The following is a 23,218-nucleotide window of genomic DNA, read 5'->3' as shown; positions in this document are numbered from 1 at the left end:
TTTTCACTGCTCCGCTCCTTTCGACATAGAAATAGAAAGCGGTAACGCCATCAGTGTTGGAGGTTGCTTCTTTTTAGCAACATCGAAAGCTTGCTGAATAGCTTCATAGGCACGTTTATCGACCGGCAGCCATTTCGCTGTCGACTGTTCATAAAACCAGAACGCGTCACCATTGAGGCTTCTCGCCACCAAAGACAGACGCCCGAGGTGTAGGACGTCAACTTCTCTGTCGACACCATCCAGAGACAGAGTTTCCTGATAAGTGCCGAGCTTAGCGCCATAATCAAGTTCGATTTGGTAAGCTTCAAGGATGCGGCGGAATTTTTCCGCATCTGCCACATCAGCGCGTGTCATCAAAGTCTTCAGTCCATCGACACGGCTTTGACGCTGCTCAGGCTTAATCGGCAAGTCCTGACTAACCCAGACGTCAAGATCATCAATCATGCGGTACATCAGCGGTACAATGCCCTGACGGGTTTGGGCAATATCCGTCAATTGCTGGTTCAGACTAGCCTGTTCCTGCTCCTGATTCTCTACCAATGATTTGAGATGATTGCGATAAAGCGTGAGGTTTTCGATTTCGCGTTGCAGCCTTTCGATTTCCGCTTTGGTGAATTGGGCTTGCTCATCGCTAACATCGATACGTTGTTGCGATACCGCTGCCGCTTTTACCGTTTGGGTTTCAATAGCAGCAGCTTTATCAAGTTCGGTCGCTTGCGCGAATAAAGGCAGGCTTAACAGGGTTGCAGCGCCGAAGCGCTTTACAGCATTCATGAAGTTGTGTCTCTCTGGGCGTAAAGCATAGTGTAAAACAGCACACACTTTTCAAGGTTAGCGCGGCAGGATGTGATTTTAATCCACCCAACGCGCAGTGTCAGAACTATGTATGTCGAACCAAACCTTATCTGGCGTCAACACGCTGAGGCATTGCATTGTCATAGGTAGTTTTGGCGATTTCCCACAATTTGTTGCGAGGCATTGAAGCACTCACTACCCCATTTACACCCACATAGTGCAGATGATGAGATTCATCATCAGAGCTGGCTTGCGGGAGCATAACAACTACAGGTAAAGTCGTTGACTGGCGCAGCCTTTTAACATCGGTCACACAAGGCAACGCGCCTTCTCCTGCCAGCAGGATCATATCAAACCTACTTTGGCTTAAAGCGCGCTCCGCTTGTTTAACGTGCAGCACCCTAGTGACCTTGCAACCATGCTCGGAGAGCACACTTTTTATCCAGCCACAAGGCGACAATACATTCTCGATAAGCAGTAGTTCACGCATCGCATTCAAAACCGCTAATGATATTCATTCTCATTACTATCTCACATCCCTACCACTAAATACAACTCACTTTCCGTAGGGGAATCCCCCCCCCCCCCCCATTATTTCGTAATAGAAATAACTTACAGTTTTTAGATCGCGATCTCATATTTCTCTTATTTATAAATTTGAAACTATTGCACATTCGATGCCCAGAAGCGTAGACTTCCCAATTAAAAATAAAGTACTCAAATTCACTTCAGTTGGTATAAATCGCGCTATGTCTAACAACAAACCCTTGTTTATTGCCACCGCCGTTTTGTTGATTGCAATGATTGGCCTGACACTTTTCTCTATCACTTATTCCAGCAAAATCTATGCAATCCAAATCCAAAAGCAGCACGAGAAACTGATAAAAGATCCTGAAGATGCGAAGATAACCGATCTGATCGGTCTCGCTGATATCTGTCAAGATGTTCGTTTCAGCAGTACCCTTTCCCTGTACATGAATGACGAAAACACCTTCAGTATTCAACGTGCATGTGAGGATATAAAAACCCGTCTTCGCATGAACCAACTCAGCGACCAAAGCCTTTCAATGCGTCGCTAATTTCGCCCCGCTCAAACATGAAAACTTAGACAGGAGTTCTTGAACTCCTGTTTTTCATTGAATAGCCCCATTCATTGTGGCACATTCCCCGCAGACATCCCCTAATCAAGCAATATTATGAACCATCAACCTAACAATCCACTTCATGGCGTTAAACTAGAACAAATCATCAATAAGCTGGTGGAGCATTATGGTTGGCAGGCTCTTGGCAACGAAATCGCCATCAACTGCTTCCGAAGCGATCCTTCGGTTAAATCCAGCCTGAAGTTCCTCCGCAAAACACCATGGGCGCGTGAAAAAGTCGAGCAACTATATGTCGACACTTTCTTCGGTGAGAACCAAGCTGATAAAGCTGATCCTTGGGCCTCTGCGCTCAAGAAAATCGATAAAGAGTCGTAGCCCCTTAACTCCCAAAAAACACCTTGGTCATTTTGTCACCTACATTCAGCTGATGTATGGTTGGAGTAACTGGCCAGACCATTGGTTCGGCTTAAATACCCAAACAACCTGAATATGCAGAATTCAAGTGTCTACAGGTCGTTTAGAGATATTTCATCCACTGGTTAAGGAAATGACATGGATATTGGCTGGGAGTCGCTTACACTGCTGTTCTTTGCCCCCATTTTTCTGCTCTGTATGATTCTTGAATTCAGGATCCTGAAACGGCAAGGGGACAAGGACTATTCACCTAAAGAGCTGATTTGTAACTTTAGCCTTGCAGGTCTTCATCAAGGCGCAGATGTTATCGCTACGCTACTGTTAATGCCTTTCTTCCTATGGCTATTCCAGTTCCGCCTATTCGATATTGGCCTTACTCCTCTAACCCTGTTTACCGTCGTCATCTTACAAGATTTCTTTTACTACTGGTTTCATCGTGCATCCCATCATATTCACTGGCTTTGGGTATCACATATCGCACACCACAGTTCTGAACGCATGAACTTTACCACCGCTTTCCGTCAAAGCCTGACATACCCGATTTCCGGCATGTGGCTGTTCTGGACGCCTTTGATCTTGATCGGTTTCCCACCTAATTTAGTCATTTTGGTCGTTGCGTTAAATCTTGGTTTTCAATTTTTCGTCCACACCCGGGTGGTCAGCAAGCTCGGGTGGATTGAGAAAGTGTTCAACACGCCATCCCACCATCGCGTGCATCATGCAAGAAATCCGGAATACATCGACCGTAACTTTGCAGGCGTTTTGATCATCTGGGACAAAATTTTCGGCACTTTTGTGGAAGAAAGAAAAGACATCGACATTGATTACGGGATCCCAAAGCCCATCAACAGCTGGAACCCCTTTGTCGCGACTTTCCACCAGTGGAAGACAATGCTCAGTCTCGCATTGTCACGGAGCAACGTTTCTTTTAAGACACGAATAAGCTATCTATTCGGTGCACCGGAAATAGCAGATAACGCCGAAATCAAAAAAACACCACCAAGTAACTATCAATAGACCCTAAAGTACCGATGATGACTTTTGGGTTAACAATCACAGCTCTTCAAAAAGGAAATTTGCTGTGGTCAGTGACAGATAGAAACCTTAGTATTCTGGATCACCACCCGGCGCGATAGCACACAATGGATGATAGGAGAATAAGGAATGGGTCACTCAGCTGAACAGCCTATTGATAACTTTCAGGCGTCACTCCAAGATAGCTTTCCAATAGGAACCAAGGGTATCTGGGCTGAACATAAAGACAACGGACGTTACAGCCTGATTAAGGAAGAAATTAGCTTACCCACGGCGGTCATTTTGCAAAGCGCCGTAGACCATAATATCCATTGGATGCAAGCGTTCGCTGACAAACATCAGGTTAAGCTTTGCCCTCACGGCAAAACATCCATGACACCTTACCTTTTCAAAAAACAGCTTGAGCAAGGCGCATGGGGTATGACTATAGCCACTCCTGCTCAGGCAGAAATTGCAGCTTTAACAGGCGCAAAGCGCATCATCATGGCAAACCAGTTGGTGGGGAAGGCGAATATGGCAGAAGTCATCAGGCTGCAATCGTGTTTTGACGTGAAGTTTTATTGCAGCGTTGATTCTGCTTTGAATGTGCAGCAGCTATCCGCTTTCTTTGCCGAACGAGGTCAGCAGGTGAACGTTTTTATCGAGCTTGGTGTAGATGGCGGAAGATGTGGCGTTCGGGGCATTGAAGCCGCGACTGATCTCGCTCGTCTGATCCATCAATTACCAGGCACAGCACTCGCGGGCGTAGAAGTTTATGAAGGCGTAATTTCTGGTGATGACGCAGAGACACGTGTCCGTCAATTTATTGCAGAAACTGTTGAATTTGCTAGATCCCTGAAGGATCAGGGACTCATTGATACCAAGGAGGCCATCGTCACAGGAGCTGGCTCGGCTTGGTATGATGTGGTCGCAGAAACCTTCTCGCATTATACCGATTTACTCCCTGTCATCCGCCCTGGCTGTTACCTCACCCACGATACCGGTATTTACGAAGTGGCACAGAAAAAAGTCATGGCTCGCGCCAAGAAAAATCATGGTATCGCTTGCCATCTCGATGATGATTTAAAGAATGCTCTGGAGGTTTGGGCATGTGTGGTTTCTACACCAGAACCAGGTAAAGCCGTGATTGGCATGGGTAAACGCGATGCCTCTTATGATGCAGGGCTTCCCATCGCGGAGCGTGGCTTCAGAAACGGGATACCAATCGACGTGACTGGACTCAGCGCTACCGCCGTGATGGATCAGCACACCTTTGTTGATGTTCCAGCAGACTGCGATTTACTGGTAGGTGATGTCATCGCCTTTTCCACGTCTCACCCTTGCCTGACTTTCGACAAGTGGCGCTATATCGCGTTAGCTGATGACAATTACATCGTCGAGCATTGGTTGCCCACCCAGTTCTAATCTTTTGAAGTGCTCACTCTGGTGAGCTTTTTTGTCTTTCTGTCGCATCCAACTGCTTTATTTCACCGTCCCTTTTTATTCACACCTCCCTATTTTATCGGTTCCGAGAGATCCGTATCTCATGGTCCTGACTATTCTTTTTAAAGCACATGTATGACGGGTTTGTAGATGTGTAACTAGGATGTTGGCTAAAAGAAGGAACGCAATATGAGTGAAGAAGACAAAAAAGCTCCAAAAGGTATCTACGAGTACTATGAACAAAACCCCAAAACTGCAGATGAAAAAGTGTTTGGAAGGGTTAGCTACCCCGACAGACGGGGCTTTTTGAAAGGGGCAGGTTTAGCCACCATGGCGGCAGTTCTGGGTGGGGCTATTCCCTTTCATCGTAATATGCCTGCAGGCATGATACCGGCTGCTTTTGCAGAAGGCCTTGAAGATGTCGTGATCGAAGGAAAAGATGGGCTGACGGTTTTAAATGACAGACCAATGAATGCGGAAACGCCGCCTCATCTTTTGAATGATGATATCACCCCCACCACCCGACACTTTATCCGTAATAACGGTATTCCTCCGACAGGCGTCGATGCCGATAGCTGGACGTTGACTATTGATGGTCTGGTAGACAAGCCAATGACCCTGACCATCGAGGATTTGAAGAACAACTTCGATGTGGTTGAACAGCAACTCGTGGTGGAATGTGGCGGCAATGGCCGCGCTTTCTTTGAGCCTAAAGCTAAAGGCAATCAGTGGACATATGGCGCCGTTGCGTGCTCAAACTGGACAGGTGTGAGGCTGGCGGATGTATTGAAAGCCGCAGGTGTTCAGGATGGTGCTGTCTATACCGCTCACTATAGTGCTGACAAACATCTCTCTGGCAAAGAGGGCAAACTTCCTATCTCACGGGGCTTACCCATTGCAAAAGCCATGGGCGGCGAAAACCTGATCGCCTTTGAGCAAAATGGCGAGCCACTTCACCCAATGAATGGTGCACCACTGCGTCTTGTCGTGCCCGGCTGGCCCGGTTCGTGTTCACAAAAGTGGCTGACACGCATTCAGGTGCGGGATCAGGTTCATGACGGCCCGAAAATGACGGGTAAAGCGTACCGCGTCCCCAACCGCCCTGTTGCGCCGGGAGAGAAAGTCGCGAAAGAAGATTTTGTCATTATCGAGCGTATGCCTGTGAAATCCCTCATCACTTCTCCACAAACCAACACCGAAGTCAGTGGTAACGAATTAATAGTTAAAGGTCACGCCTGGTCAGGAGACCGCAAAGTTGACAGCGTACAACTCTCCACAGACTTCGGAGCGACATGGATGGATGCGGATTTATCAGATCCAGCAAATGAAGGCGCATGGCAAACTTTCAATGCTAAGGTACAATTCCCCCAACCCGGCTATTACGAGGTGTGGGCGAAAGCCACTGACGACCAAGGCGTCAGCCAGCCCTTCGCCATTGCATGGAACCCCAAAGGCTATCTCAACAACAGCTTTCACCGTGTTGCGGTTGTCGTGAAGGGGTAAGTGGATGCATGGATTCAACTTCATTGAGCGGTTTACTCCGCTCTCTTTATCTTTGCTTTTATTCTTCAGTAACGCACTTTCCGCCAATGAAGAACTGATAGCGTTAGGAGAACAGCAAGCCCTGGTTTGCAAAGCCTGTCATCAGGTAGAGCCTGATAGTATTGCGGTTGTTGGCCCGCCCCTATGGGGGCTGGCGGACCGTAACATCGCCTCCTTTGGAGGGTTTAACTACAGCAAAGGCCTCAAACAACATCAAGGACGATGGGACGCAGAAAAGCTTGATGCCTTTTTGAAGTCTCCAGCAACATTCGCTCCGGACACTAATATGGTGTTTCCTGGTGTTGAAGACCCCGGCGCAAGGGCTGCCATCATTGCCTGGCTTGCCAGCAAAAATCCAGTCCCCCCAACCTGGACAACATCCTCTGCAGGCGCTCCTATTAAGTCTGTTGGGGAAGGGATTCTGGAACCGGGGGAAAACATGGAATTGGTTGCTGCAGTGTGTTCAGCCTGTCATTCACTGCATCTCGTCGTCCAGCAAGGTTTAAGCAAAGATAGCTGGGAAGAAACACTGGAATGGATGGTGGATGAACAAGGTATGGACGAGTTAGATCCTGATGAACACGAAGCGGTACTGGTCTACCTTTCCACCCACTATGGCCTTTAAAATCAAAAAGGCAAATACGCTCAAGCTATCGAGAGAAACTTGAGCGTAACTCTCGGACACTTTAATGGTTTTCTCCAACTTCGATAAGCTCACTTTATCTGTCCGAGAAAGTGAACGACTTAAATGGACTTCAAGCCAGAGATCCAGATCGCCTAATATCCACGTTGATAGCTGCAGGCAGCACCAGAAAGCTCGACTTCAAGGATAGACCAGCCGAAAAACCTGATCTGGGAAGATGATGACGGCAAGGTCTGGCTTGGTTATAACAACCCCCCGCCTATGCGGTCAAACGCCAAAGGTTGGATAAATGCGATTTGGCGGTGAGGAAAGTAGAGAAAGCGTTGGTGACTTAAGCAAAATTGGCCACGCAGCCCACACTTCAGCAATATACCCATTGTCAGAAAGACAAAAACCCCGCAGCAAGCTGCGGGGTTTTCTTTTAGAAAGTCGTTAAGAATTACTTCTTAGCGTTACGCTCTTTCACTTCAGCGATAACTTTCTCAGCAACGTTTGCTGGACATGGTGCGTAGTGTGCGAACTCCATAGAGAACTGACCACGACCAGAAGTCATAGTACGCAGGGTACCGATGTAACCGAACATTTCTGACAGTGGTACATCACCCTTGATGCGAACGCCAGTTGCGCCAGCTTGTTGGTCTTTGATCATACCACGACGACGGTTCAGGTCACCGATTACGTCACCAACGTGATCTTCTGGAGTGAACACGTCAACCTTCATGATTGGCTCAAGAAGCTGTGGACCAGCTTTTGGCATAGATTGACGGAATGCACCTTTCGCTGCGATTTCGAACGCGATTGCTGATGAGTCAACTGCGTGGAAGCCACCGTCGAACAGCTCAACTTCAACGTCCAGCGTTGGGAAGCCAGCCAGAACACCCGTTTCCATCATGCCTGCGAAGCCTTTCTCGATTGCTGGCCAGAATTCCTTAGGAACGTTACCACCAACAACAGTAGAAGTGAAAGTGAAGCCTGAGTTTGGCTCACCTGGCTTGATACGGTAGTCGATCTTACCGAACTGACCAGAACCACCAGACTGCTTCTTGTGAGTGAAGCTGTCTTCAACTGGCTGAGTGATAGTTTCACGGTAAGCAACCTGTGGTTGACCAACGATCAGGTCTACACCGTAGGTACGCTTCAGGATGTCAACTTTGATATCCAGGTGAAGTTCACCCATGCCTTTCAGGATGGTTTCGCCAGAATCTTCGTCAGTCTCAACTTGGAATGATGGATCTTCTGCAACCATCTTACCAATCGCAATACCCATTTTCTCAGAACCGCCTTTGTCCTTAGGAGACACAGCGATAGAGATTACTGGAGTTGGGAAGATCATTGGTTCCAGAGTACATTCGTGCTTAACATCACACAGAGTGTGGCCAGTTTGAACGTTCTTCATACCAACAACAGCGATGATGTCACCTGCTTGCGCTGAAGTCAGCTCGTTACGCTGGTCAGCTTGCATCTCAACCATACGGCCGATACGTTCAGTTTTACCTGTCGCTGCGTTCAGGATGGTGTCACCCTTCTTCATTACGCCAGAGTAAATACGGATGAAGGTCAGAGCACCGAAGCGGTCGTCCATGATTTTGAACGCCAGCGCGCGCAGTGGCTCGTCAGCAGAAACAGTTGCAACTTCACCAGTTGGCTCACCAGTTTCTTTGTCAGTCAGAGGCTGTGGGTCAACTTCTGTTGGAGACGGCAGGTAATCTACAACTGCGTCCAGTACCAACTGCATACCTTTGTTCTTGAATGCAGAACCACAGAAAGTTGGGAAGAATGAACAGTCGCGAGTACCTTTACGCAGGCAGCGCTTGATGTCTTCGATAGAAGGCTCTTCGCCGTCCATGTAAGCCATCATCAGATCATCGTCTTGCTCAACAGCAGTTTCGATCATCATCTCACGGTATTCTTCCAGCTGATCAAGCATGTCTTCTGGAACTTCTTTGATTTCGTAGTTTTCTGGCAGACCAGTGTCATCCCAAACGTACGCTTGACGATTCAGAACGTCTACAACACCTACGAACTCATCTTCACGGCCGATTGGCAGAGTCATAACTACTGGGTTTGCGCCCAGAACGTTTTTAACTTGCTCAACTACGTTGAAGAAGTCTGCACCCATACGGTCCAGCTTGTTTACAAAGATGATACGTGCAACTTCTGATTCGTTAGCATAACGCCAGTTGGTTTCTGACTGAGGCTCAACACCGCCAGAACCACAGAAAACACCGATACCGCCATCAAGTACTTTCAGAGAACGGTAAACTTCAACGGTGAAGTCAACGTGTCCCGGAGTATCGATAACGTTGAAGCGGTGGTCTTTCCAGAAACAGCTTACAGCTGCAGACTGGATAGTAATACCACGCTCAGCTTCCTGTTCCATGAAGTCAGTAGTCGATTCACCATCATGAACCTCACCAGTCTTGTGGATTTGACCGGTTAGCTTCAGGATACGCTCGGTAGTAGTGGTTTTACCCGCATCAACGTGCGCGAAAATACCAATGTTTCTGTATTTACTTAGATCTGTCATTGTTCGTCTCTATAAACAATTACTGGCTTATATCAGGGCGGGGAGTATAGCAGGCGTCGTCGCGTAAAGAAACATGTAGAACACGGTGATATCAGATAAGTTTTCACTGATAGCCGATTCGATACATTTCTGCGCATCTTGGTGCCACTTTCCTCGATTCTAGCGCTCACCTTCAACGTTTCGGCAAGCTCAGAATCTCCAAACACCCTTCATGAGAAATCGCTTCCCACGGAAATAGGGTCATTCGACTATACAGGTTAGACCCGATTGCTTGATTAGGTTTGGCTTTTCTATGTGGCGATTTACTGATGCTTTTTCAACCAACCCTTACAATTTGCAACGCTTTTAATTTCCGCCTTCGCATATTCGAGATTTGCGCCTCAGACTGAGGACAAAAATTACATATAGTTCGCGTTCACTCAGCTTTTCTACTTGTTTGTGCACACAGTGCAATTTGAGGAGACCACATGTCCAACGCCCGTATCCCTTCATTAGAGATGGGTCGTTTATTGGCAATTCTGGCCGTTATCATTATCCACGCAGGTCCTTTTCGCGGCGTAGCATATAGTGAGGGCGTCAACACGCTTTCAGATGTGATTAACCAAATCTGCCGGTTTGCTGTACCTTTCTTTTTCGTTTTGACGGGCTATTTCGTCCAACCCAAACTGGTTAAAAACCCAACCAAGACCTTCATGCACTATGCCAAGCCACTAATGATGATTTGGTTGGCGTGGAGCGCTGTTTATCTTGCGATGCCTTTCCGGCTGGATGTCGCCCTGACAGAAGGCTATCTCACAGAGCGCACTGGATACTGGAACTATCTACTTCAATCTCCGCTCAACACGCTGTTTGAAGGTGGCTTGGTTCATCTTTGGTATATCCCAGGGCTACTTTCTGCGCTGGGTATACTTGCTTTGCTGATTAATAAGAACCAGCAAGGTCTTATCATGCCTCTGGCACTGGGTCTGTATGTTTGGGGACTGGGGGCAGGAAGTTACCAACCTGTTATGGAAGGTGAAGCACCGATCTTCACCCGCAACGGCCCATTCTTCAGTTTATTGATGGTCACTGCGGGATTTGAGATGCGACGCCGCAACATAAGCTTCTCAAACAAAGCGGCTTGCTCGATGCTGATCGTAGGCTTGGCGCTTTGTCTGGCAGAAGGCTTTAATCTGACCCGTTACGATGTATGGATGGCGAACCATGACTTTCTGGTTGGCACGCCTTTCGTGGCATTGGGGCTGTTTGCCCTGCTTTTAAACCATCCGAACCTTGGCAATACCCCGGCGACGTTTGCATTGAGTAAACGGGTTTTGGGTATCTATGTTGCGCATTTCGTTCCGCTGATCCTATTGTTCAATCTTTTAGGTATGTACGACATCGAAGGACCATTAAAAGACGCACTTGTAACGCCTTTAACTATTGTACTGTCGCTGGGTCTGGTGTGGTTGTTAGAAAAAATGCCAATTACCCGCTTTATGGTGCAGATGACAGGCGACACTACAAAGAGACTGACTTCAGCCGAAACAGCAAAATAAAACAAAGCCCGGTTTTCCGGGCTTTTTAGTGATGATCGTCGACAACCTTATCGGTGACCAAGGCATCCACCTTTTTCAGAAAGCTGTCTCTGAGATGGGCTTGGTCGTATTTCAGATCGTAAGTGTTGTGAAAGCCGATGTGCAACTCGACACCATTTCCTCTCAGGTAAACGTTGTAACCATCGTAATCGGTTGACGCTTCGACACCCTCGTAAATTTTACCGAACTCGGTGTCTTCACCTTTCTCCATGACTACTTCAAAAGCAGCCAACAATTTCGCAGGGTTAAGTTCATTTTTCATCGCCATTCCCTCGCTACTGCCTTGTCCTGACAATAAGAGCAGAGAGGTCTCTCTGCATTAAAAGTATGATTTTTAATACAGAATCATGCCAATTGTGGATCACCGAAGGTTGATCCATAACGAAATGACATGCGGCAACGGCAAGGTTCAGAGGACTAAGGTGCGTGCAACATAAAACGCCGGTCCATTTCCGCTTCCTGTCCTTCCATCAGTTTTTTCGCCACTTCCATATGCTCACGCATAATGGCGCGGGCGTCTTCAGAGCGGCCTTCGCGTAAGGCGGCAATCAAATCTTTCTGGTGCTTGAACCCCTGCTCCCAAAGTTCATGATTGGGCGGCTCATACAAGCGGCGGTAAACCGTAAGGTCAGTCAGCATTCGCACCATAAAACGGATAATGAACCCCAGCAGTTCATTTCCGGCCAGCTCTGCCAAAATGATGTGAAATTGCAGGGAATCGATGTGTTGCCGGCGTTCATCTTCCTTATCCAGAGACGGTTGAGCATATTTTTGAATATTGTCTTCAAGCCTTGCCAGATCGTCTTCAGTCATATTGCCAGCCAACGTGGCTACCAGCTCCGGCTCCAACAAACAGCGGAGCTGATAGATATCTTTGACAGAAAGCTTGTTAAAGAAGAAATAATTACTGAGTAAGCTGCTGGCCATTGGCTCTGAAACGGCATTAATGAACGCCCCGCCCTTTGGACCAGTGCGCGTTAAGATAAGGCCCTGGGCTTCTAACACCCGCATAGTTTCACGAATGGTGCCCTTTGACATGCCAAATAGCTCCATCAAGGTCTGTTCGTGAGGCAGTTTATCTCCCGGCTGTAATCCCTGTTCCACAATCCAGCTTTTTATCGCTTCCGCCACTTTATAAGGACGGCGCATTTTTGCGGACGAAGCAGTGTCATTCGAGCGGGAAGTAGCAGGCGACAAATTCGTTCTCCTTTATTTTCGTTAGCGGTGGTGGAGCGCCGAGGCATTCAGATTGCGCTCTGGGGCAACGACCCGCAAATGCACAACCTTGTGGTGGGTTAAGCGGATCTGGCAACTCCGCGTGCTGTGTAGGTACCTGTAAGTGCCTTCCCACAACCGGAGCGCTGTTCGCTAGTAACCGAGTGTACGGATGTTTTGGGGAATTGAAAATCATTTCAGCAGGCGCAAGTTCGACCAACGAACCAAAGTACATCACAGCGACCCTATCACTCACAGCTTCCACAACAGCAAGGTCGTGGCTGATAAACAGATAGGTTAACGACAGTGATTGTTTTAGCTCAGCCAACAGATTAAGAACCTGAGCTTGAACAGAAACATCCAACGCGGAAACCGGCTCATCCAATACCAGTATTCTGGCGTTGGCAGCCAGTGCCCGGGCAATACCTATACGCTGAGCCTGACCACCAGAAAATTCATGGGGGTAGCGTTCAAGAAACTCTTCTCGAAGCCCAACCTGCGTGAAAATCTCACGAATGCGTGTATCACGGGCAGTTTTATCCATGCCGTGAAGGTAAATCAACGGCACTTCCATCAACTGGCGAATAGTTTTTCTCGGGTTGAGGCTACTGATCGGATCCTGGAAAACATACTGAATGCGTTTTCCATTCTCTTCGGGACTGTCAGGCGATAATACTTCTCCCTCAACCAGTACTTGCCCTTCGGTGGGTACCGTTAAACCCACCAGCATTCTCGCCAGCGTAGACTTACCACAACCTGACTCGCCGACGATGCCCAGTGTTTCCCCCTGCTCCACATCCAGACTGATGGTTTGCACTGCTTTCACACTGGGAAGCGCTGAGGCAAACATTGGCTTTTTAAAAAAGTAGGTTTTCTTCAATCCCTGAATTTGCAATGCAGCCGTCATACCAACTTCTCCTCTGGATAATGACACAGCACCATCCGCCCAGATGCCTCATTTCTTGATACTTCGCCCTGCTGACAAGTATCAGCGGCTTTGCTGCACCTTGCTGCAAACGCACACCCTGGAGGTAATTTATTTACTACAGGCGATAACCCTGGAATGGCTTCCAGTGCCCCTTTGCCGCGCCCAAGTTCAGGCACACAAGCGATAAGCTTTTTGGTGTATGGGTGCGCAGGAGAATCCAGCACAACGTCGGTTGGTCCTGTTTCAACAATCTTTCCGGCATACATGACGGCAACACGGTCACAAAGCTGAGCCACAACACCAAAGTCATGAGTAATAAACAGCACCGATACATTTCTGGTGCGGCGAAGCTCATCCAACAGGGCAAGTATCTGTCCTTGAACCGTCACATCCAGTGCTGTGGTGGGTTCATCCGCAATAATAAGCGAGGGACTGTTCACCAGCGCCATTGCAATCGCCACACGCTGACGCATACCGCCGGAGAGCTCATGGGGGAATGCCTTCATGCGCTCTTCTGCGTTGGGAATGTGTACCGCATCCAGCAACGAAATAGCCCGCTCTCTTGCTTCATTTGCTGGCACTTTCTCATGCACCAGTATCGCTTCCATCATCTGCTCTCCCACACGATAGAGCGGATGCAAGGTAGCGAGCGGGTCCTGGAAAATGTAAGCCACATCCTTGCCGCGCAATTCACGCAGCTTTTCATAGCTTGCACCTATCAGGGATTCATCCTTGAAGCGGATATCACCACCACAAATGACCCCCGGGGGAGACGCGACGAGCCCCATGACTGATAACGCTGTCACCGATTTACCGGAACCACTTTCTCCAATTAAACCCAGACATTCGCCAGGCGCAATCTCAAATGACACCTGATTCACCGCTTTGTAAACACGGTGGTTGATATGAAATTGCGTCTCTAATTTATCGACTTTCAGGACGGCTTCATTGGTTTCATCGGAATCAACAGTATTGAACGCATCGCTGACTTTGGTGGCAGGTTGAGGGCGGGTCAGCGCGCCTGATTTCAATCTTGGATCTAAAGCATCACGAACACCGTCACCCAAAAGATTAATACTCATCACGATAAGGAAAATCATCACGCCCGGTACCACACTGGCATGGGGATCAGTGATCAGCGAATTTCTCGCCTCACCCAGCATTGAGCCCAAATCTGCCTGCGGTGGTTGGGAGCCCAAGCCAAGGAAAGAAAGTCCTGCCGTTTCCAAAATCATCCAGCCGATGGTGGTGGACATAGCAATCACAATCACAGGGAGCACATTCGGTACAATCTCAGACCAGATAATACGCAAGTCAGACATGCCACAAAGCTTGGCAGCTTCAACGAACTCACGCTGTGCCAGAGATACGGTCACGCCACGAATGTTCCTTGCAAAAAAAGGAATATTGACCGCCGCGACAGCAATCAGTGCATTCAACAACCCCGGGCCCAACGCCGCAACAATCGCTAATGCCAACAAGATATAAGGAAACGCCATCAACACATCGATGCAACGCATAAAGACGTTATCGACACGGCCACCGTAATATCCTGCGACAATGCCAATCGCTGAGCCAATCAAAGCAGCAATCAAAGCTGCAGCAAAGCCAACTGCAAGGCTCAGTTGTGTCCCCCAAAGTAATCGGGAGAGTAAATCACGACCAAGGTGATCAGTACCTAACAGGTGTCCATCACTAAGAGGACGTAAAAAACGGTTTGCGGTATCTGTGACAGCAGGATCCTGAAGCCCTAATAGCGGTGTCACTAGAACCAGAAAGACGATAATCGACATCACAATGCCGCCAAAGGCAGCCAGTCGGTTTCGAACCAGGAGTTTCAAAAATGCCGTCATGCTTTGATCCTCGGGTCAAGCCAACTTTGCAGCATATCGACAGCAATGTTGAACAGCACATAGCAAGACGCAACAAACACTACCCCGCCCTGCACAAGTAGAATGTCACGTTTCAGGATCGCTTCAACCAGCATTTTTCCGACACCCGGCCACTGGAAAACCATCTCGATATACACTGCACCAGAAAGCACAAACCCGGCCTGAATACCCAGAACTGGAATAATGCTGACCATGGCCGCTTTCAGTGCGTGCTTCCAAACAACCTGACGCTCATGCACACCTTTAGCGCGAGCGGTGCGAATATAGTCCTGTCTCAATACTTCCAGCATGGCTGAACGAGAAAGGCGTGCTATAACTCCGGTCGCCACCGACGCTAAAGCGATAGCTGGCATCACCAAATGCTTCAATAAATCTGGTAAGTCTCCGCCGCCATAAATCGCATACATACCCGAAACCGGCAGCCAGCGGAGATTAATCGCGAACAGCAAAATCATCATCATGCCGAGGAAAAAAGAAGGAATGGAAATACCCAGCAGCACCACCAGTGTGATGCCTTTGTCTGCCATCGAAAACTGGCGTGCAGCAGAAACTACACCCGCGATAATGCCTAATAATGCGCAGAGCACAAAAGATACGCCCGCTAGGATCAGCGTGGCATTGAAGCGCTCCAGAATTTCATCAATAACAGGGCGATTTAAAGAATAAGAGCGACCGAAATCACCCTGCAGCATGTTCGACAGCCAGATGAAATACTGGCTCACCAAAGGCTGGTCGAGACCGAGATCTTTATTGATTTTAGCGACATTATCCGGGGTCGCGTACGCGCCCAGAATGGCCGTCGCCGGATCACCCGGAATCATCGACATGATGAGAAAGACGATAACCGTTATCCCGAGAAGCACCGGGATCGCGGACAGCAATCGTCGAAGAAAATAGTTACCCACGCGCAGTGCTCCCTTCTGCGAAAAAGATAGGCGGGTTTCCCCGCCCTATGTTGCTAACTGATATTGTTCATCCAAACGACCTGAATAAAAGCATCTCCAGATCGTTTGGGTATATAGACTATTTTTGTACATCCTTGAGAATAAGGAAGAATGAAGGCTGTAATTTGAAATCCTGCACCTGATTATTGGTCACAGCATTCTGCTTCCAGTTCGCCACAAATACCCAAGGTGCATCTTCCTGAACTATCTCCTGCATTTCGCGGTATAGCTTGGCACGCTCGTTCTGATCCGTCGCTTCACGTGCAGCTTCCAACAGCTTGTCGACTTCAGGGTTTGAGTAATAACCCGAGTTGAAACCGCCTTTTTCCGGCCAAGCATCAGTGCGCAGCGCCAGGTACGGCAGAGTATCCGGGTCGTTGGTCATCCATGCCATTTCAGCCATGTCAGCTTTACCTTCAAGACCTGGGTTCACTTTGCCAAGGAAGGTATTCCACTCATAGGTTTCAATAGAGGTATCTAAGCCCACAGCTCTCAAGTCTGCCTGAATAGCGGTCCCCATAGGGACAGGGTCCAACATACCTGAGCCGCCTTCAGTCACATAGAACGTCAGCTTCGCACCTTCCTGACCTGCTTCTTTAATCAGCGCTTTGGCTTTTGCAGGATCATAAGGATATGGCTGCAAGCTGTCGTTATACGCCCAGGCAAAAGCGGGTGGTGTTGGGCCAGCAGCGACCTCAGCCGTTCCTTCCAATACGCCTTCTACCAAGGCTTTTTTATTGATCGCATAGTTCACAGCCTGACGCATTCGCTTATCCGCGAAGGGGCCTTCCTTGGCATTCAGGATAAGGAACCAAACGTGTGGGCCAGCTTGCTCCACCACTTGATAACGGTCGTTCTGGAACTCAGAAAGCGCATTTGGTGGTACTTCAACCATCATATCAATGCTACCGGCCAGCATTTCAGCCACACGGGTGTTGGCATCTGTGATGGGGCGGAATACCACCGCTTCCAGCTTGGCTTTCTCACCCCAGTAATCGTCATTACGAACCACAACGACCTTAGTGTTTGACGCCCACTCAGCAAAACGGAATGGTCCAGTACCTGAAGGCTGGCGACCAAAATCTTTGCCATGCTTTTTTACCGCTTCAGGAGAAACTATCAGCCCTGTCGGGTAAGCAAGGTTAGAAAGGAAAGGGGCGTAAGGGGCATTGAGGGTGAATTTCACCGTTTTCGGGTCAACGGCCTCTACATTTTCAATCGACGAGAAGAAGAAAGAGAGCGGGAAGGGTCCTGTATTGTGATACGGATGTTTCTCATCAAGCATACGGTCAAAATTGAACTTCACCGCTTCTGAGGTCAGCGGCGTGCCATCATGGAATTTCACGCCATCACGAAGTTTGAAGACATAGGTTTTACCATCATCACTCACCGTCCAACTCTCGGCCAGTGCAGGCTCAACTTCCAGCGTCCCATCTTTATATCGCACCAACCCCTCATAGAGATTCATCAGGATGCGAAAATCATTCACAGCGGTAACTGCATGTGGGTCGAGCGACTTAGGTTCAGCAACCTGCCCGACGATCAGCACGTTAGGTGGTGTTTGTGCTAATGCGGATAAAGGAACTATCGCACATACCGCAAGAAGCGCGGTTTGGCTGCACTCCGCAGCGTTTTCATGAAATCACTTTTCATTTGTTTCATGGGGAAACTCCTTCCCAGTTTGTGGATGTGAAGTTAATCGTCGGTTAACTTTTATCCACATTTATCACTATAAATTACTTGCCGCAAGTATTTATCATGATAAATTAACACCAATGAGTGTCGGAGTCACACTTCGATCACTGGCTCAGGAGCGAGACCTATGACTTATTCAATATTGGCACGAGATCCGGAATCCGGCGCGATTGGCGCTGCGGCAGCCACTGGGGCACTCTGCGTAGGTGGCTGGGTGATCAGGGGGGATTTACGCGCGGGCATGTCCGCTTCTCAGGGCGCCAAGCCCAGCACTCTATGGGGACAGGATGTATTGTCACGGATGGCAGCAGGATCCAGTGCGTCTTCTGCAGTCAATGCAATCACCAGCGCTGATGTCGGCGCTGCTTACCGGCAACTCGCAGCGTTGGATCTTCATGGGAACGGCGCGGTTCATACCGGCAGTCAGAACGGACTGGCTCATGGCAGCTTGATAGAAGACGATATTGTGGTGTGCGGAAACCTGCTTTCCGATACCAAGGTGCTAGAAGCCATGGTATCGACCTTCAGAAACAACAAGATGGGTTTTGAAGAAAAGTTAATCGCAGCACTCTTTGCTGCAGAGCGAGCGGGTGGCGATCATCGTGGCTTGTTATCCGCTGCTCTACTGGTATACAGACCCGACTCCCCACCTGTCACCCTTCGTATCGATTACCACGACTCACCGCTACTTGCTCTGCGTACCTTGTACGAAAAGCATTGCGATCCCGACTACCAGGCATGGAGGGAAACCTTGCCGACATCAGAACATCCGGAGCGTTAACCAATGACTCACCATTTAGGCCAAAGAGCCCAAGAATACTTAAAACAGCTCGCCGAATGCTCGATATCAGAGACAGGCGTTACCCGGTTTCCATTTACACTGGAACACAAACGTGCCAATGCTCTACTGACTACCTGGATGGAAGAAGCTGGTCTCAGTGTTCGCATAGACGACGCCGGCACATTGATCGGCCGATATGATGCAGGTAACAACACAAAGACCCTGTTAATGGGAAGCCATCAGGACAGCGTCAAACAAGGCGGTGCCTATGACGGGATCATGGGAATTGTACTACCTGTAATTGCCTTAGATTATTTGAACCGACAGGGAGTAAAGCTACCGTTCTCCGTTGAGGTACTGGCGTTTGCTGATGAAGAAGGCGTACGTTTTCCTACTGCGTTGGTTGGTCCACGCGCTCTGGCCGGTACCCTTGATGAAAGCGTTATCGACAGAAAAGATAAAGATGGCATCACTCTGCGCTCAGCACTTTTAAACTTTGGGCTTCAGCCGGAAAAGATTAGTCAGTTAAAACGCAATCCTGGCGATATTCTCGGTTTTATCGAAACCCATATTGAGCAAGGCCCTGTACTCGAGCATGAAGGCCTGCCTCTTGGTGTCGTTTCTGCGATAAGCGGCATTGAAAGGCATCAACTGACTTTCACAGGCCAAGCAGCCCACGCAGGCACTGTGCCTATGCACCTTCGCAAAGATGCGCTTGCAGCCGCGGCTATAATAACTATAGAGGCGGAAAAGCTTGCGATTAAACTTCCGGATCTGCTCGCCACTGTAGGACAACTGGATGTTACCCCCAATGTTCCCAATGCCGTGCCGGGGAGAGTTTCAATGATGATTGAACTTCGCTCTCCAAATGATGAAGTGCGGGAAAAGGCAGGTGACAAGCTTCAGACTTTTGCCAAGGAAACCGCTCAACTTCGTGGGCTTGGCTGCGAAATCAGTAAAACCTACAGCCAAACCGCCACCCACTGTGACCACTCACTGCAATTGGCAATAGCCAGAGCGATCGCTGCCAGCAATAACCCGGTTTATCAACTCCCCTCCGGTGCAACACATGATGCTTCCGCGATGGCTGACCTCACCCGCGTGGCTATGCTATTTGTCCGCTGTAAAAAAGGAATTAGCCACAATCCGGCAGAGTACGCCAGCGACGAAGATATGGGTTTGGCCATCGAAGCCTTAATTGAGTTGCTGGGCGATTTACAGTGTTAACTCATTAATCCAGAGAATACTCTCATCACACAATTGAAATGCATTTCAACGGATGTTCTGAAAGCGACGCTACCACGCTTTCGGACACCCGCTTCGTTTTATGTAGCCATTAAGGCGCCCGCCTTATCCATCATCATTGCCTATCTACAAAGAAATTTTGAAAAGACAAAGTCCATAAATTGATCCTTTTAGTATCAAAATATGCGACTTATCAATACGAAATTGAACCTCGCTTTATCGTGATTAGAATGACGCACTCTTGTAACAAAGGGTGAATAGTGATGAAACTTAAAACCATTCTGCTGACCGGCGCCGTAGCGATTGGTCTTTCTGGCTGCGTAATTCCAACGGACAGAACTTATTACAAACCAGAGGACAGTTTTGGCGAGGCTGTTGCTTCGCAAAGTTGTGGATACCTGCGCACAAACCAGGATGCGCTAAAGCAGTCTTTCGATGACTACAGTGTAAAAGTCAAAGCCAGTCAGGATGGCAGAAATGGCGTGACCATAAGCGTTTCTGCCTTTGTTGATAAACCGTTTATCGACATCAATGACATCTTCTTTGACACCACTAAAGTACACCTTATCCAGCCTGAAAATCGTGAAAAGCTGAAGACTAAAGACGCCTTCCGACATCAATCAGACGGCGGCATCTGGCTATCACGAACCTTTTTGCTGCCTAATGCTCCCTTCGAGCAAGTCATAGAACTTGAGTTGGCCCCTGGCGCGATAACGATAAAAGGCAGCCCTTCAGAACGTATGGTGTTCAAGTTTTCACTAACGACAACCTTTGACGTCTTGTATTTTTCGATAAACTGCTGAAATAAGTCTTGGAGGGTTCTGCAACACAGTCGTCCTTTCATCCCAAACGACCTGAAGATCCATGATTCAGGTTGTTTAGGGATAGATCAGAAACTCGAACCCGGCTGTTTCAGAAACTCAATTTCCTCCGGAGTGCTGTCCCTACCCAAAATCTCATTCCGGTGCGGATAACGCCCAAAACGATCAATGATTTCTTTGTGCCGTAATTCAAACTCATAGTTGTTTTCCAGTCCCTGCTGGTCAAACAAACGCAGCGCTTCTTCGTGCACAATCTTTGATTCACTGTGCATGTAAGGCATATACAGGAAGCCGCGCTGGATTGGCGGCAATTCCCTGTCAGCTCCCAAAAAAACCGCTTCCTGAGCAAGCGCTAAAGCAAGGGGGTCTTGGGCAAAAGCACGCCATGTATCTCGGTAGACATTACGGGAAAACTGATCGAGTACGATGATTTCCGCCAATCTTCCTTCTGGCTCTCTTCGCCAATTAAAACACTCGGACACAGAAGCTTGATTAAGTAACTCCCCAAAGCGTGATTCAATAGTACGATCCAACTGCTCATCTTTAGCAAAATATTGCTTTGGCGTAAGTTCCTCAAACCAAAATGTCAGCACGTCACTATACATCGGTCTCACTCCCCGCTTTAAAAACTTCTATGATTTATAGCTTGATAGGTTATACCGCACAATATTGAGCATAACTGTCTCGCCACTCAGATAATTTGACGTTTAGTTCCAACACCAACTTTAAATGCAAGTATGCGGAATGAAAACGATTCTTCCAAACCAGATAACGAGCCTGATGTTAAAGGGGAAAGCGTAAACGTACCTATGCGGTTTATTAGCACTTACCTATGCCAATATTCGAGATATCACCCAGTGAAATGTTTGACGTTATAGGAAGTGGAAAGCCGTAGTATCGAAGAAATGACGCAGAAGAAAAGTTTAAGCCCGAATCCTGCCGGGCTTACCACCGACGCAAACACACAGTTGCGGATGTCTGCATCCGTTGCGGAATATCAGATTACTGGTGCTGTTTGAAGAAGCGCTCAGCGTTAGCAAACAGTTTTTCGCACAATTTTTTTTGCTTGTCATATTCTTCAGAGCCCGCAGCCATTGCTTCCAGCACGGCTTTTTCTTTGTGGTATTCACTTACCATCTGTTCAAATCTGGCTTCATGGCCGTTTTTCCAAGCCTGTTTCTGAAGGTTTGCTCTTTTCTTTCTCATTGCTAGGTTCCTTTTTTGAAATCCCTGAAACATCTATGTCTCAACGTGGGATATTCACTTTGAACGTCGGAAGATAGACTCGCAGAGTAAAGCTACTAAATGGGCGATTAAGAAGAAGAATTCACTGAAGACGAAATGAATCGAATGGAGACTGAGAAAATACTTGAACTAAATTTTTCATTTATAGCTCTGACTCCAGAGCTCGCCAGACTATACAGGTTGCTGAGCGAATAGATAGGTATTTCTTTGTTTTATTTATAAAAGTTATGAATATCATAAGGTTAATACTTTCCACCCAACTAAGATTAGACAGGCGTTCAATGTTACCTTGTACAAGTTTTAGTCAGCTACTGGGACGATAACGCTTAAACCGCCTCATATTTTCTGCTTACCTCTTTGAGCATCATAAGTAAGTTACCAAACAACATGATTAACGCACCCACAAACAAAGAAACTTCGACACTCTCTCCATAAGCTAACGCACCCACCATGCCAATCGCTGGTAATCTCAGGAAATCCAGAATCACCACCGTGCTAACCTCCGCGTATTGCATCGCTTTTGTCATGCAGAAATGCGCGCTCAGCGCGGTTAATCCAACAATCATTAACCAAATCCATTGCATCCCAGCTGGCGTGGACCAATCGCTCAAAGCAAACACAAAACCTATAGGCAGCTGAATGAGGCACATAAAAAATAGGATGGTCAGCGGGCTTTCAGTGTTTGAAAGTGACTTGGTAGAAGCATGTGAGATGGCATAACAAAAAGCGGCTGCCAGCACGATCAGTGAATACCAATTAAAGACTTCAACACTGGGTTTCAATATGACTAACACACCAGCCAGCCCCAATCCAATGGCGGCGAGTTTTCGAGCAGTAATGGATTCACCTAAAAATAACCACGCAATCATGGCTGTCCAAAGTGGAACGGTAAACTCCAGAGCAAAAACTTCCGCGAGGGGCAGGACAGTAATTCCCAGTAACCATCCGTATTGCCCGGCAAAGTGAAACGTATTTCGTAGGCCATGCAAGCCGATCCGCTTGGTGAGAAAACCACGGTTGTTTTGGGTGATCAATAGAATGGAGCAAATAACCAAGAGGCCAAGCACACTCCTGAACAGCATCACTTGTGAAGTATGAATTTCTCCGCTGAGTTCTCTTGCTCCAACCGCCATTAAACAAAAAGATAAGAGCGTCCCAGACATCCATAAAATTGCTTTAACGATAGCGGTAAACTCCACGTGCTGACTGATAGGTTAGATAGGAGGCCTTGTTGCGGCTTGTGATACAGAGAACGGCTGTCTCAGTAGCGCTCAACTATAACAATATGTTTTATTGAGACTTAGCGAATGCCTGAGTTTTGTGAGCGACCATTCCATTCGCAAAGAAACCGTTCGAATTAGCGGGTGTTTGCATCCCGCCAACTCGAACATTGA

General features: G+C 48.0%; 21 protein-coding genes and 1 pseudogene. 10 read left to right on the top strand and 12 right to left on the bottom strand.

All coding sequences use genetic code 11. The features are described 5' to 3' along the window. Nucleotides 1-3: 3 nt before the first annotated feature. Both VP504_RS21030 and VP504_RS21025 read right to left on the bottom strand, forming a co-directional pair. Nucleotides 4-774 (bottom strand): DUF3450 domain-containing protein, encoded by a 771-nt coding sequence (locus VP504_RS21030; protein WP_325895305.1) that lies wholly within the window; start codon nt 772-774, stop codon nt 4-6. 127 nt (nt 775-901) lie between these two features. Continuing rightward, on the bottom strand, nt 902-1,285 hold the full coding sequence (locus tag VP504_RS21025; RefSeq protein ID WP_325895304.1) for a DNA-binding response regulator: 384 nt from the start codon (nt 1,283-1,285) through the stop codon (nt 902-904). A 259-nt stretch (nt 1,286-1,544) separates the two neighbouring features. On the opposite strand from VP504_RS21025, the gene VP504_RS21020 reads away from it, so the two are divergent. The 6 genes and pseudogenes from VP504_RS21020 (at nt 1,545) to VP504_RS20995 (ending at nt 6,936) form a co-directional block, all read left to right on the top strand. Further along, a complete protein-coding gene (locus tag VP504_RS21020; RefSeq protein ID WP_325895303.1) occupies nt 1,545-1,874 on the top strand; it encodes a hypothetical protein in 330 nt (109 codons plus the stop codon). 117 nt (nt 1,875-1,991) lie between these two features. Next, a pseudogene (locus VP504_RS21015) lies at nt 1,992-2,201 on the top strand (VF530 family DNA-binding protein); the annotation flags it as partial. A 249-nt stretch (nt 2,202-2,450) separates the two neighbouring features. Continuing rightward, the gene (locus VP504_RS21010) at nt 2,451-3,329 is read left to right on the top strand and encodes a sterol desaturase family protein (RefSeq protein ID WP_325895302.1); all 879 of its coding nucleotides are present in this window, start codon (nt 2,451-2,453) and stop codon (nt 3,327-3,329) included. A gap of 147 nt (nt 3,330-3,476) precedes the next feature. Next, entirely contained in the window at nt 3,477-4,751 is a 1,275-nt protein-coding gene (locus VP504_RS21005; protein ID WP_325895301.1) for an amino acid deaminase, read from the top strand. Between the two features lie 207 nt (nt 4,752-4,958). Further along, nucleotides 4,959-6,272, top strand: coding sequence for a molybdopterin-dependent oxidoreductase (locus tag VP504_RS21000; RefSeq protein WP_325895300.1), 1,314 nt, complete (start codon nt 4,959-4,961; stop codon nt 6,270-6,272). Nucleotides 6,273-6,276: 4 nt separating this feature from the next. Continuing rightward, entirely contained in the window at nt 6,277-6,936 is a 660-nt protein-coding gene (locus VP504_RS20995; protein WP_325895299.1) for a c-type cytochrome, read from the top strand. Between the two features lie 457 nt (nt 6,937-7,393). Here VP504_RS20995 and fusA read toward each other — a convergent pair whose 3' ends face one another. Beyond that, on the bottom strand, nt 7,394-9,481 hold the full coding sequence (fusA, locus tag VP504_RS20990; RefSeq protein ID WP_325895298.1) for an elongation factor G: 2,088 nt from the start codon (nt 9,479-9,481) through the stop codon (nt 7,394-7,396). Between the two features lie 467 nt (nt 9,482-9,948). On the opposite strand from fusA, the gene VP504_RS20985 reads away from it, so the two are divergent. Next, complete coding sequence (locus tag VP504_RS20985; RefSeq protein WP_325895297.1) at nt 9,949-11,019, top strand: acyltransferase; 1,071 nt, start codon at nt 9,949-9,951, stop codon at nt 11,017-11,019. A 25-nt stretch (nt 11,020-11,044) separates the two neighbouring features. Here VP504_RS20985 and VP504_RS20980 read toward each other — a convergent pair whose 3' ends face one another. The 6 genes from VP504_RS20980 to VP504_RS20955 form a co-directional block, all read right to left on the bottom strand. Continuing rightward, entirely contained in the window at nt 11,045-11,320 is a 276-nt protein-coding gene (locus VP504_RS20980; RefSeq protein ID WP_062712811.1) for a DUF3081 domain-containing protein, read from the bottom strand. Between the two features lie 155 nt (nt 11,321-11,475). After that, complete coding sequence (locus VP504_RS20975; protein WP_325895296.1) at nt 11,476-12,255, bottom strand: FadR/GntR family transcriptional regulator; 780 nt, start codon at nt 12,253-12,255, stop codon at nt 11,476-11,478. Next, nucleotides 12,227-13,180, bottom strand: a complete 954-nt coding sequence (locus VP504_RS20970) for an ABC transporter ATP-binding protein (RefSeq protein ID WP_325895295.1) — start codon at nt 13,178-13,180, stop codon at nt 12,227-12,229. Before VP504_RS20970 ends, VP504_RS20975 begins: the two co-directional genes overlap by 29 nt. Next, nucleotides 13,177-15,054, bottom strand: coding sequence for a dipeptide/oligopeptide/nickel ABC transporter permease/ATP-binding protein (locus VP504_RS20965; protein ID WP_325895294.1), 1,878 nt, complete (start codon nt 15,052-15,054; stop codon nt 13,177-13,179). Before VP504_RS20965 ends, VP504_RS20970 begins: the two co-directional genes overlap by 4 nt. Then, nucleotides 15,051-15,998: an ABC transporter permease gene (locus tag VP504_RS20960; protein ID WP_325895293.1), complete on the bottom strand. Its 948-nt coding sequence runs from the start codon at nt 15,996-15,998 to the stop codon at nt 15,051-15,053. The genes VP504_RS20965 and VP504_RS20960 overlap by 4 nt, the downstream gene beginning before the upstream one ends. A 118-nt stretch (nt 15,999-16,116) precedes the next feature. Next, nucleotides 16,117-17,586: an ABC transporter substrate-binding protein gene (locus VP504_RS20955; RefSeq protein ID WP_325895292.1), complete on the bottom strand. Its 1,470-nt coding sequence runs from the start codon at nt 17,584-17,586 to the stop codon at nt 16,117-16,119. Nucleotides 17,587-17,859: 273 nt separating this feature from the next. Here VP504_RS20955 and VP504_RS20950 point away from each other — a divergent pair, with 273 nt between their 5' ends. The 3 genes from VP504_RS20950 (at nt 17,860) to VP504_RS20940 (ending at nt 20,561) form a co-directional block, all read left to right on the top strand. Next, nucleotides 17,860-18,513: a DUF1028 domain-containing protein gene (locus VP504_RS20950; protein WP_325895291.1), complete on the top strand. Its 654-nt coding sequence runs from the start codon at nt 17,860-17,862 to the stop codon at nt 18,511-18,513. 3 nt (nt 18,514-18,516) lie between these two features. Then, a complete protein-coding gene (locus tag VP504_RS20945) occupies nt 18,517-19,740 on the top strand; it encodes an allantoate amidohydrolase (protein WP_325895290.1) in 1,224 nt (407 codons plus the stop codon). A gap of 281 nt (nt 19,741-20,021) precedes the next feature. Continuing rightward, nucleotides 20,022-20,561, top strand: a complete 540-nt coding sequence (locus VP504_RS20940) for a hypothetical protein (RefSeq protein WP_325895289.1) — start codon at nt 20,022-20,024, stop codon at nt 20,559-20,561. 86 nt (nt 20,562-20,647) lie between these two features. On the opposite strand, the gene VP504_RS20935 is transcribed toward VP504_RS20940, so the two are convergent. The 3 genes from VP504_RS20935 to VP504_RS20925 all read right to left on the bottom strand — a co-directional run bounded on the left by VP504_RS20935 (nt 20,648) and on the right by VP504_RS20925 (nt 23,008). Continuing rightward, nucleotides 20,648-21,184 (bottom strand): DUF924 family protein, encoded by a 537-nt coding sequence (locus VP504_RS20935; RefSeq protein ID WP_325895288.1) that lies wholly within the window; start codon nt 21,182-21,184, stop codon nt 20,648-20,650. A gap of 397 nt (nt 21,185-21,581) precedes the next feature. Continuing rightward, nucleotides 21,582-21,785 (bottom strand): hypothetical protein, encoded by a 204-nt coding sequence (locus VP504_RS20930; protein ID WP_325895287.1) that lies wholly within the window; start codon nt 21,783-21,785, stop codon nt 21,582-21,584. A gap of 365 nt (nt 21,786-22,150) precedes the next feature. Then, nucleotides 22,151-23,008: a DMT family transporter gene (locus VP504_RS20925; RefSeq protein WP_325895458.1), complete on the bottom strand. Its 858-nt coding sequence runs from the start codon at nt 23,006-23,008 to the stop codon at nt 22,151-22,153. Nucleotides 23,009-23,218 lie beyond the last annotated feature (210 nt).

This window comes from Grimontia sp. NTOU-MAR1, from assembly GCF_035758505.1.
Lineage (GTDB): Bacteria > Pseudomonadota > Gammaproteobacteria > Enterobacterales > Vibrionaceae > Enterovibrio > Enterovibrio marinus.
The sequence above is the reverse complement of the archived record's forward strand: the minus strand, read 5'-3'. Positions and strand labels throughout refer to the sequence as shown.